This is a genomic window from Microcoleus sp., from assembly GCF_041354475.1.
In the GTDB taxonomy this organism is placed as follows: domain Bacteria; phylum Cyanobacteriota; class Cyanobacteriia; order Cyanobacteriales; family Microcoleaceae; genus Microcoleus.
Window position 1 is genome coordinate 135,421 of sequence record NZ_JBGJZU010000006.1, and the last position, 11,121, is coordinate 146,541.

Below are 11,121 nucleotides of genomic sequence, written 5' to 3' on the forward strand. Positions count from 1 at the left end.
CTAGGGAGTTTTTATTGAAATTATTACATAGACCTAATAATGGTGTCAAGATAAAAATCTTAATACTCATCTACAAACTGCTCGTGAACCCACAGGAATTCGCGCCGTCTATTCTGCACTCGAACTAAGCCACCAAAGCCAGGATCTTTGGCTTTTAGCAGCGCGTGTAATTCTCGCAAAATCGAGCCTTTTGCCATGATTGCTGCTTCGCCCTGTTGCCAGTCAGGGGCATCTGTATCGGTAGACAAATCACTAACTAAATCGCTGCCTTTTAAGGTAGATTCGATACTTTTTTGTCCTAAATCTAGTTGTTCTTCAATGCCTTTATAGGTAGCGTCATCTAGCATTAGCTTGGTTGCTGAAGCTGCAACAGGCAAAACTAAACTCAGGGTTCCGGTCAAAATTTTGAGGTAGGGGGCTGCTTTGGTAAACCATGCGCGCGACACTTCCAATTCATAAACTCCTTTCTGTTTGTCGTGAGGATTTAAGGCTGGAAGTGGCAAACGAGAGTGTTCGCACCAGAGGGTTATTTGCAATTTTGTACTGAGCCATTTTGGGCGATCGAAAAACTTGGGATCGACGGGCTTGAAACTGAACAGGCGCGGGCCATCTTTTGCTTCATCGGTGAGCATTTGCATCAGTGACGCAAATTCCTCATCGATTTTGCTGAGAATGATCCGCTGTTCCTGAGACAATGACTGATATCGTTCTTGATTTCGACTATCGAAAGTTACTAAATCTTCGCGGATGATTTTTAGCTCGTCTTTGACAATATTGCGGAATTGCTGAATGCCGATTTCTTGGGATGGGGGTTGAGCAGTCGGTGCGTTATTCAGCAGGCGATCGATATTTTGCCATTCACCACAGCCGGAAATCGGACATGGATACTCATGACGATTCTTCTTTTTGCTTTCAATTAGTTTCTCTACTTCAAATAGCGCGTTTCCAGGCAGATTTTTACCGCAAGGCGCAATACAAGGAACCATCACATTACATCGCAATCCTTCCCAGAAATTCTCGACTAGCCATTTAATCTCTGCCGTGAGATAAGACAAAAATCGTTCTGGATAAGCAGCCCGCACGGTGATTTTGACATCAGTATCAATATATTCCAGCAATGCCCGACCGTTGTAGTCGTCGTCCAGCATCAAACCCCGTTGCCAATGGATACTTTTTTCGTAATTGCATCGCCCCAGCGAGTATTTGTGCAAGCGCACAATCAACAGGTAAAACAATCCTTCTGCTAGTGCAAGTTGTCCTCGATCGTCCACAATGCGGCAGATTTGCACTTGTTGTCTGTCTCCCGCTTCCGGTTGCTGTCCCCAATTGGGCAATTCCGGGCGTGTATCGGGCACAAGTTGAGCAATCAAACTGGTATTGCTGGGTTTAGCGGGGTCGAGCACCACTCGGTAGGACAAATCGAAGTGTTCCATCAGCTTGAGAAAGATGGGATGTAGTTTTTTCGGGTAGCCTGTCTCACCTGGAAATGGGGGATTGCTCCATAATTCGCCCAGATGCTCAAATTCTACTAAACCGTTGCGGCGGCGTGTCAATTCATCATCGAGTACGAAACTAATTGCCTTTGCTAGCCAGTTGGGTTTGAGGATGACGATATTTCGCAGTATTGAATCGTAATGGTAATGGATAATATGCCCCAAGACATGGGAAATGCGAAGGAAAAGTTCTGCTTGTGCTTCATCGATTCCGTGTTGAGTGCAGATGGCAATAACTTGATCGTAGGGCAGATAGGCTTTGTCGTTTGTCTGCAAGATTTCCCGCACTCGCTGCCACTTGGCGGGTACAGAACGTCCCATTTCGGGAAGAGATGCGGCGACACTAGCAATCTTTTGTTTTAATTCTGCCACGCCGTTGCAGGAGTTCTGAGCGTCAGGTTTGCTGTTGACATGGAAGAAGCCCAGCACCGTATCGCTGCCGAATCGATCGTGAATGTCCTGTCTGTCAATGTCCGGTTGTCGCTGTCCGGGGCCACCGTGGGTGGCGACTACGAGTATTTTGGCATCTGGTTCCCGATGTTTAATCAGAGTAATCCACTCTTTGACAAAGCCTTGCTGGGGGCCTTCTCGTGGCTTCCACACCACCAGATACACGGCTGGTGCACTGAAAAACAACTGGTGCGTGGGTCGATAAACGGGTTGACCGCCAAAATCCCAACCATTGAGGGATATCTCTGTGCTGGTTTCGGGATGGGTGACAATAACTGGCTTAATTTCAATGCCGTGAGTGGTGGGACGACTTTCTAGCCATTCATCTTCGCGCAATGCTCCGAGGAGGCAACTTTTGCCTACTTCGCCTTCACCGATCAAAATCAGCTTGGCTTCATTTAGGGTAATTTTTGCTTCTGCCTTTGCTCGTAGGTATTGCAAGACGGGTTTGGTGCCTTGCTCATAGGCGGCAGCGAGGTCAGGATTTAAAGGATTATTGTTGAGGCCGAGCCGTTGCAACTGGCTGAGAGATGCGATTGCCTCTGGCAGTTCCGTTAGTTGGTTGTTGTTGAGGTAAAGCCGTTGCAACTGGGTGAGAGATGCCAGTGCCTCTGGTAGTTCCGTCAGTTGGTTGTTTTCGAGGTAAAGCCATCGCAACCTGGTGAGAAAGACGAGTGCCTCTGGCAGTTCTGTCAATTGGTTGCTGGAGAGGTCAATCACTTGCAACTGAGTTAGGGATGCGAGTGCCTCTGGTAGTTCCCTCAGTTGGTTGCTGGAGAGGTCAAACCGTTGCAACTGAGTTAGGGATGCGAGTGCCTCTGGTAGTTCCCTCAGTTGGTTGTTGCGGACGTAAAGCACTTGCAACTGGGTGAGGGATGCGAGTGCCTCTGGCAGTTTCGTTAGTTTCATGTCGCTAAGATCGAGTTCTCTTGCTCCCTCTCGCCGTGCCTGTTTAATGCGCTGTTTTGCTTCCCGATCGCCCTCATTTTCTAACATTGCCAATTCCTTGTTTTGATTTTTGTATATAAGTTCGATCATCGCCTTTTGAGATGAAAGGGCGATCTTGAGGCATGATTTGATTTTGAATATTCCTTAATCTCACTACAAAATAACACGAATATTTTGGCGATTCGTGAGGTTCGAGTAAGGTTTCTGAATCTCCACGCGCCTAGTCCAAGAAACCGGGTTTCTACGAGGTTTTACGCCTCCTCATGAGATTTTACGCAGAAACCCGGTTTCTGAGGCCCTGCGCGAATACAAGAAACCGGGTTTCTACGAGAATTTACGCCTCCTCACGAGATTTTACGCAGAAACCCGGTTTCTGAGGCCCGCGCGCATCCAAGAAACCGGGTTTCTGAGGCCCTGCGCGCATCCAAGAAACCGGGTTTCTGTGAGGTTTTACGCCTCCTCACGAGATTTTGCGAAGAAACCCGGTTTCTGAGGCCCGCGCGAATACAAGAAACCGGGTTTCTACGAGAATTTACGCCTCCTCATGAGATTTTACGCAGAAACCCGGTTTCTGAGGCCCGCGCGAATACAAGAAACCGGGTTTCTACGAGGTTTTACGCCTCCTCATGAGATTTTGCGTAGAAACCCGGTTTCTGAGGCCCGCCCGCGCGATCCAAGAAACCGGGTTTCTGCGATAATTTAAAAAACCTCACCAGATTTTTCGTAGAAACCCGGTTTCTGAGCGCCCCAGTTTCTGACTCCGGCTAGCCACTCACCTACCTTCTGATATGCCACGTCGCCAAGTGATCTTGCAAGCGGGTAATTACTATCATATTTATAACCGAGGTAATAACCGTCAGTTGATATTTTTTGAGCGAGAAAACTATATTTATTTTTTACGCCAATTGAGAAACCATCTGATTACTCATGGTGTCGATATCATTGCTTATTGTTTGATGCCGAACCATTATCATTTATTGGTTTACCTGAACACCAATCGTTTTTCCAACCTGATGCAGGCATTTACTCTATCTTATACTAAAGCGATCGGCAAACGCTATCAAAGAGTGGGTTCACTTTTTCAGGGACGGTTTGAGGCGATTCATGTAGATCGAGAAGAGTATTTATTACACCTAACTCGCTATATTCACTTAAACCCAGTTTGTGCTAATATAGTTAAAAAAGCCGAGGATTGGGAGTTTTCTAGCTATCAAGAATATATTGATTTGCGCCAGGGTAGTTTGCCTAAAATAGATGGAGTGCGATCGCAATTTAAATCAGCAGATGCTTATCGTTACTTTTTAGAAGATTTAACTAGCGATCGATTAATTCAGCATTTAACCTTTGAAGAATAGAAAGAAACTACACGCGCCTAGTCCAAGAAACCGGGTTTCTGTGAGAATTTACGCCTCCTCACGAGATTTTACGCAGAAACCCGGTTTCTGATGGTAATCGTCGAGGTTTTATCCAATTCAACCAAGGACTACGATCGCGGTGGCAAATTTGTCGCCTATCGCTCAATCCCGGAATTGCGAGAATACATTTTAATAGACCAATATAGCTATCATATCGAACAATTTGCCAAAAACTCTGATGGCAAATGGGTATTAACAGAATATGATTCAGCGGAATCTGGATTAACCCTAGAATCTGTAGAATTTCAAATGCCGTTGAGCGAGATTTACGAACGGATTAATTTTGAAGTTGAAGAGGAAGTAAACGAGCAAATAAGTGAAATTCAAGAATAATATTGAGCTAGTAGATAATCCAAGAAACCGGGTTTCTGCGAGAATTGTGGCATCAAAACCGAGATTTGGGTAAGAAACCCGGTTTCTCAGAACCCACGCGCAACCGTCCAAGAAACCGGGTTTCTACGAGAATTGTGGCATCAAAACCGAGATTTTTATCAGAAACCAGGTTTCTCAGGTCTACGCGATTAAACTGCCTGTTTACCACTACTCTCAATATAACGCCGCAACACCGAATTAATCGTAGTTTTGTACTCGGCACTTTGCTCTCGAAACCATGCTATCACCTCAGCATCTAACTGAATCAAATTACGAGCTTGGGCGGCTGGTATTCTTAAGGTAGCATTCTCAAAAAATTCATCCGTCAAAGGTGGAATATCAGAGTAATCAATATCCTCATCATTCATCGCCTCTAACGCTGCCCAATTAGTACCAGAGATATTGCTCGAATCGTTGACGCTCATATCGGTTTGCCTTTCGTGCTGATATGATTCTAATTATATCATCCTGCCTTTCTGTTCAGACAACAACCGCCACACCGTTTCGTAAAAACCCGATCGCAATCCAGCGATCCTCCCCATAGTCAGTACGCGGATCGAGCTCAGTTAGCATAGGAAGATCGAACATCTCAGAAACATCTGCAAAATCAATCCGATGTTTGGCAATATTTTCCGCTCTCTTGGCTTCGTCCCATTCAAACTGCATGAAAAATAAATCAACTTTAAGTAGGATCTAAATTTATGATACGTTATTTTGCACTCACAGAAACTGGGTTTCTGCGATAATTTTGGCATCCTACCTAAGATTTTACTAAGAAACCCGGTTGCTGAATCCTGCGCGATCGTGCGATTTGAGCAAATTCGCCACATCGGGCCCAGCCGGGATAATACAGCCCGGATTCAACGGGAACAAATTGCCGTAATAATCGCGCTTGACAGCCTCCAAATCGCAAGTACCCGCAACTCCCGGTAACTGATACAAATCGCGCAGATAAGCACCCAAATTCTCGTAATCTTGAATGCGACGCACATTACATTTGAACAAGCTGTAGTAAACTGCATCGAAACGGAATAGAGTAGTAAATAGTCGCACGTCTGCTAATGTCACCCGATCGCCACAAAGATAACGATTCATCGAGAGCGATCGATCGATTTCGTCCAAAACAGCAAATAATTCACTGCAAGCCGAGTCATAAGCAGCCTGAGATTGGGCGAAACCGCAGCGATAAACACCGTTATTCACCGATTGGTAAATTTTCTCATTCCACTCGTCAATTTGCGATCGCAAATCCACAGGATAAAGATCCATTTGATTGCTAGCAAACTCATTAAACTCCGAGTTTAGCATCACAATAATCTCCGAACTCTCGTTATTAACGATCGCCTTTTTCGAGTCATCCCACAACACCGGCACCGTACACCGCCCCTGATAGCCCGGTGATGCCAACTGGTAAAGTTCCGGCATCGTATTGCAGCCAAAAGTCTCCGACTCCATCACCCACATTCCCCCTTCCGAGGGATAGACAACAGACACGGATATGGCATCTTCCAGCCCTTTGAGCGCTCTCGTCACCAGAGTGCGGTGGGCCCACGGGCATCCCATACCCACAAACAGGCGATATCGTGCCGTGGCGGGCTGGTGAGGGTTGTTTGCTTCTGTCGAGACAAAATTTCGGAAACTGCTGCTAGGGCGAATGTATGCTCCGGTGCGATCGGGCGGTGCTAGTTTTGACATCATTAATTGCCACATTGATGTCCAGACAAATTTGCCTAATTTGACTGTTACTGATGAAGGAAGTGATTTGTTTTTCACGCCAGGGATTAAAAGTAATTTGCTAAACATAATCTGTTTATTTTACATCACATTGATATCCAGGCTTCAAACAAGGCAAAGCAAGAGCGATCTGCCTCGCTCTTGCTTTGCCTCACCTGAAAACAAGTTGCTACACTCTACCAGAGGTGATATCGGCATAAGCTCGATCGATCAATCGGCGAGCAACTGTTTGAATTCCCGTATGTTCGTAATAATTAGTAGTCATATCTAAAAACGCCGCCACATAATCCAGCTTGTCATCAGTAACATCAACATATTGCTTAAGATTTCCTAAAACAGTAGCGGGAGTTAAACCACGAGACTGTACTAAATTGTTCATCCAACCTTGGGCGGAAGCAAAAGTTGCGTTCACAAATCCGAGTTTTGCAGCACCACTACCGCCGGGAATTAGGTTGCTGATATTTTGGAAAGTTGAGTTTTGCTGCAAGGTTGAAGGATTCAATCCGACTAGGGTATTTTGTGCTACTCTAAGGAAGTCCGGGCCCAGGGGAATTAAACCATCAGCACAGACTAAAGCAGCCATCCGCATCAGAGCTTCGTCTTTGTAATGATATAAATAATTACCAAAATCTCCCATATTGTCAAGGGAAATATTGTTAAGTTTGCAGAAGACAATTAGCTCGATCGCCACTTTGACACATAAGTCGATCGTCTGAGTGGTGTCAGCCTTGGGAGTCAAGCGGTTGATAAAAGAAAGAAAGCCGATGTTTTCGCCAATTTTATTAGCCATAGCCGTGACTCCTAACGCACTGTCGGCACTGTCGGCTAACTGGTAAAGTCGGAGAGAGGCTTGATAGGGTTCGTTGGGATTTGCATAAAGTGCGATCGCGCGATCGCGAATTTTCTCAACTACTTTGCCCTTAGTTTCCCCTGTAACAGCTTGAATAGTATTATCAAAACCCGTAAGATTATTCCATTGGCCAGGAACCACAAAATCGAGAGACTTCAACATCATCACAGTGATACCACCAGAAGGCAAATTGTCAACCAATTCCACAATAGACTTGCTCATCACAAACTCCAGAATAGCTATATTTAAACCTGTTCTTCCAAATACTCCAACTTCGGGAAATACAATTCCAGATTCCGGGTAAACTCCGCAGAAGCAAGCAAACAAATGCAAACAACTACCACAGGACAACAGCCCGTTTTGTAATCCTCCAGCCTTTTCACTCTGCTGGCTCCTCTGCGTTCTCTGCGCCCTCTGTGGTGCAAAATATTCACACTTCACTCGCCCTCACAAAGTTAAGTTTCATTATATAGACCCACATAAACAGCCGATATATGTTAAAATTAATCCCGAAAAAAAATATAAACCTAAAAAATGACTGTTGAAGTTAAAACCAATCCAGGATTAGCATCACGCTTAGTAAACGGCGTACTCTCCATCAAACCTTTAGCGAATATCGCCAAACATCAAGCGCGAGAAATGATGATTAAAAGAGCCGAAAAAATAGGAGTGCATTGGCGACAAGATGCCCAAGCACTTTTAGCCAGGAATTGGGATGCAGAATTGCTCAGCGTCCAAAATCCCAATCTGGTTTACCCCAAATACTATCTAACTTCATTTCACGCCTACGAAAAAGGCAATATGAGTTGGGAAGCCGCCACAGAAGTTGAAGTTGCCGCCCGTGCAGTTCACGCGGGAATTTGGCCAGAAGCCGGTGCCGAAGGTGATGCTAAACTCCGGGAAAGTTATCACGAAATTATCAAATCTCAGATTTCCCAAACACCCCAAGATATTGTAGATTTGGGATGCAGCGTGGGCATGAGTACCTTTGCTATGCAGGATGTTTACCCAGAAGCAAATACTGTCGGTGTGGATTTGTCGCCTTATTTTTTAGCCGTTGCTCAATACCGTTCCCAACAAAAAAAAGCGGAATTACCAAACCAAAAAACTCCGACTTGGGTACACGCTGCCGCTGAATCTACAGGTTTACCTGGGAATGCTTTCGATTTAGTTTCTATCTTTCTAGTTTGTCACGAATTGCCGCAGAAGGCAACGATGGAAATATTCCGAGAAGCGAGGCGTTTGCTGCGCGCTGGCGGACATTTGACTATTATGGATATGAATCCCAAATCTGAAATTTATGCCAAAATGCCTCCTTATATTTTGACTTTGCTCAAGAGTACGGAGCCTTATTTGGATCAGTATTTTGGGTTGGATATTGAGCAAGCTTTGGTAGATTCTGGTTTTGCTGCACCGACGATTACTTGCAATACTCCCAGACACCGGACTATTGTTGCTGAGGCAATAAATAGTCAGGTTTGACGTTTGAAAAATGTTTGCGGTCGATGGCACTTAAAAAGTGTATTAGACCGCAACTGCGATATGATTAATAGTTGTGGCGCAGCGTGCGGCTTGGCTGCGTGTGTTACATTCTAAACGGTATGGAGAAACATCTTGACGGACAATGTATCGGCATCTTCAAAGTGGCAGAAGATGATGATTCTGCCGATTATATTTTCTGTGCCGAGTTATGCGTGTCAGATCAAAATCGCAAAAGCCATTTGAGGCAACACCAAACAAACTTTGGGCGTGTAGGGAATAACTAAGCCTGATTTAATATGAGATACAATAAAAGCGACGCCTAAAAGGTTATAGGTATGACTCCGGTATCCGACAAACAAACGACTATTATCCGTACAGAGCGAGGACTGACGATTTCAGGCACTCGACTGACTTTATATGATGTTATGGATTTTCTGAAAGCTGAGTATTCACCGAGATTGATTCGTAATAGATTTAACCTCACAGACGATCAAATCAACGCTGCTCTATCTTACATTGAAGCAAATCGCACTCAGATTGAAACTGAGTATCAACAGGTATTACAAACAAGAGCAGAAATTCGCTCCTATTGGGAAGAGCGCAATCGCGAACGATTCGATCGCATTGCAATGATGCCACATAAGCCCGGACAAGAAGCCCTCTGGGCAAAACTTGAGGAGCAAAAAGCAAGACGCGCCGCACAAAAATGATGACTTTCTTAGTTGACTTTAATCTTGACGGCTATGCTCTTCTTTTGCTCGGAATCTTGACAAAACTCGGCTGGCTTGAACTCGTGTCGATTCAATTTGTTACTTTTAGGGAAGCTGGATTATCGATGGATGCGAGCGATCGTTTGGTTTGGCGTTATGCTCAAGAAAATCAAATGATGATACTCACAGCCAACCGAAACATGAAGGGTGAAGATTCACTCGAACAGGTGATGCGCGAGGAAAATACAGCAGATTCGTTTCCCGTGTTGACAATTGCAGACATCGATCGCCTCGACGAATTTGACTACCGAGAGCGATGTGTTGAGCGCCTTGTGGAGATTGTTCTAGATGTTGATTACTATATGGGAGTTGGTCGATTATTCATTCCTTGATATCGACATCAAAATCAAATTATCCAAAAACGATCGATCGCCCAAAACACCAACTTCACCCCTCACTCGCCCCGCATCTGCTTCACCAAATGAACTAACTCTGGTAGGATGAGCTTCTCAACCGCCAGTTTCACTGCATTACTAGAGCCGGGAAGAGAAAACACTAACTTGCCTTTATAAACGCCAGCTACAGCACGAGAGGCGATCGCCCTAGAACCAATTTCTTGATAACTCAAAAACCGAAAAATCTCCCCAAACCCCGGTAAAATTCTGTCCAACAAACTCTCCATCACATCATAAGTAGTATCTCGCGGAGAAATACCAGTACCGCCACTAAAAATTATCGCATCCACATCTTCGCGATCGCAAAAAGCCTGAATTTGCAATACAATTTTTGCCGAATCATCTTTAATAACTGTGTAAGCTACCACAAAATGACCAGCATCTTTCAGCAACTTCTTAATTAAAACACCACTCTGGTCTGTTTCAGCAGAGCGGGTGTCACTAACAGTAACAACAGCACAATTCACAGTCATTTCAGATAAATCAGGATGAGGAATTTGCGTCATATAAAATAAGTTATTTGTTAGTTTTTAGTTGTTAGTTCTTAGTTGTTATTGGCGACACAGCCAATAACAACTAACAAATAACCAAGAAGCAATCACCTAGGACTTGCTAAATCCTAAGCCATTAGCTTCAGAGTAGCGTTCCATAAAACGCATAAAACGCTCCCATTCTTCCTTATTTCTCATTAAATAAAGAGCTTCCAAACCAGCAGGCTGACCGTTGACAAATTTAGCCTTAACTTCGCGAGTTATGATTTCACCTTCTTCGTCAATCATGTACATCCCAGTAATGTCTTCTGTACTGGTAGTTAGAGCTTTCGGATTTTCAAAGATAAAAGTAGCCGTGCCTTGACTGCCGCTTTTAGAACGAGTTAGACGCACTTCTGGCACAGAATCTTCGTCCATACCACGGGAAAATTGAATTGTAGCCATAATTTGACAATTGAACCTTAATGATTACTTAATTTCTTAAGATCCCATCATAAAACGATTCGGTACTGGGAAATCGAGACTTGGGAGAGGGGAAGAGGAGAAAAAAGCAGACTCAAGTTTGATTGCAAATCTTCCTTGTCCCCCTTCCCCCATTGGTGTCAACTTAAGGCCAAACCCTGTCACAGACTACTGTTTGACGATTAAGGCCAGATCCCCCCTAACCCCCCTTAAGAAGGGGGGGACAGGAGTCCGATCTTTCGTCCCCCTTCCCCCCTTG

12 protein-coding genes are annotated in these 11,121 nt (G+C 44.7%); 5 read left to right on the forward strand and 7 right to left on the reverse strand.

The genetic code is table 11. From position 1 onward, the window contains the following. Positions 1–59 precede the first annotated feature (59 nt). Positions 60–2,981, reverse strand: coding sequence for a leucine-rich repeat protein (locus ACBR23_RS04115; RefSeq protein ID WP_371118523.1), 2,922 nt, complete (start codon positions 2,979–2,981; stop codon positions 60–62). 698 nt (positions 2,982–3,679) lie between these two features. Here ACBR23_RS04115 and ACBR23_RS04120 point away from each other — a divergent pair. Both ACBR23_RS04120 and ACBR23_RS04125 read left to right on the forward strand, forming a co-directional pair. Next, positions 3,680–4,246, forward strand: coding sequence for a transposase (locus ACBR23_RS04120; protein ID WP_371118524.1), 567 nt, complete (start codon positions 3,680–3,682; stop codon positions 4,244–4,246). Positions 4,247–4,336: 90 nt separating this feature from the next. After that, entirely contained in the window at positions 4,337–4,639 is a 303-nt protein-coding gene (locus ACBR23_RS04125) for a Uma2 family endonuclease (protein WP_371118525.1), read from the forward strand. 188 nt (positions 4,640–4,827) lie between these two features. On the opposite strand, the gene ACBR23_RS04130 is transcribed toward ACBR23_RS04125, so the two are convergent. The 4 genes from ACBR23_RS04130 to ACBR23_RS04145 all read right to left on the reverse strand — a co-directional run bounded on the left by ACBR23_RS04130 (position 4,828) and on the right by ACBR23_RS04145 (position 7,484). After that, entirely contained in the window at positions 4,828–5,103 is a 276-nt protein-coding gene (locus tag ACBR23_RS04130) for a BrnA antitoxin family protein (RefSeq protein WP_371118527.1), read from the reverse strand. Positions 5,104–5,158: 55 nt separating this feature from the next. Beyond that, positions 5,159–5,344 carry a BrnT family toxin gene (locus ACBR23_RS04135; protein WP_371116952.1) on the reverse strand — a complete coding sequence of 62 codons (186 nt, stop codon included), beginning with the start codon at positions 5,342–5,344 and terminating at the stop codon, positions 5,159–5,161. Between the two features lie 105 nt (positions 5,345–5,449). Further along, complete coding sequence (locus ACBR23_RS04140; protein WP_371118542.1) at positions 5,450–6,388, reverse strand: glutathione S-transferase family protein; 939 nt, start codon at positions 6,386–6,388, stop codon at positions 5,450–5,452. 193 nt (positions 6,389–6,581) lie between these two features. Next, a complete protein-coding gene (locus tag ACBR23_RS04145; RefSeq protein WP_371116951.1) occupies positions 6,582–7,484 on the reverse strand; it encodes a hypothetical protein in 903 nt (300 codons plus the stop codon). A 312-nt stretch (positions 7,485–7,796) separates the two neighbouring features. Here ACBR23_RS04145 and ACBR23_RS04150 point away from each other — a divergent pair, with 312 nt between their 5' ends. The 3 genes from ACBR23_RS04150 to ACBR23_RS04160 all read left to right on the forward strand — a co-directional run bounded on the left by ACBR23_RS04150 (position 7,797) and on the right by ACBR23_RS04160 (position 9,846). Beyond that, on the forward strand, positions 7,797–8,744 hold the full coding sequence (locus ACBR23_RS04150; protein ID WP_371118529.1) for a class I SAM-dependent methyltransferase: 948 nt from the start codon (positions 7,797–7,799) through the stop codon (positions 8,742–8,744). A 335-nt stretch (positions 8,745–9,079) separates the two neighbouring features. Then, positions 9,080–9,454 (forward strand): DUF433 domain-containing protein, encoded by a 375-nt coding sequence (locus ACBR23_RS04155; protein WP_371118530.1) that lies wholly within the window; start codon positions 9,080–9,082, stop codon positions 9,452–9,454. Continuing rightward, on the forward strand, positions 9,451–9,846 hold the full coding sequence (locus ACBR23_RS04160) for a DUF5615 family PIN-like protein (RefSeq protein WP_341739930.1): 396 nt from the start codon (positions 9,451–9,453) through the stop codon (positions 9,844–9,846). Before ACBR23_RS04155 ends, ACBR23_RS04160 begins: the two co-directional genes overlap by 4 nt. Positions 9,847–9,908: 62 nt before the next feature. On the opposite strand, the gene ACBR23_RS04165 is transcribed toward ACBR23_RS04160, so the two are convergent. Together ACBR23_RS04165 and psb28 are read right to left on the reverse strand one after the other, a co-directional pair. Continuing rightward, on the reverse strand, positions 9,909–10,415 hold the full coding sequence (locus ACBR23_RS04165; RefSeq protein ID WP_371118531.1) for a molybdenum cofactor biosynthesis protein B: 507 nt from the start codon (positions 10,413–10,415) through the stop codon (positions 9,909–9,911). 96 nt (positions 10,416–10,511) lie between these two features. Beyond that, entirely contained in the window at positions 10,512–10,844 is a 333-nt protein-coding gene (gene psb28 / locus ACBR23_RS04170; RefSeq protein WP_341739928.1) for a photosystem II reaction center protein Psb28, read from the reverse strand. Between the last annotated feature and the right edge of the window lie 277 nt (positions 10,845–11,121).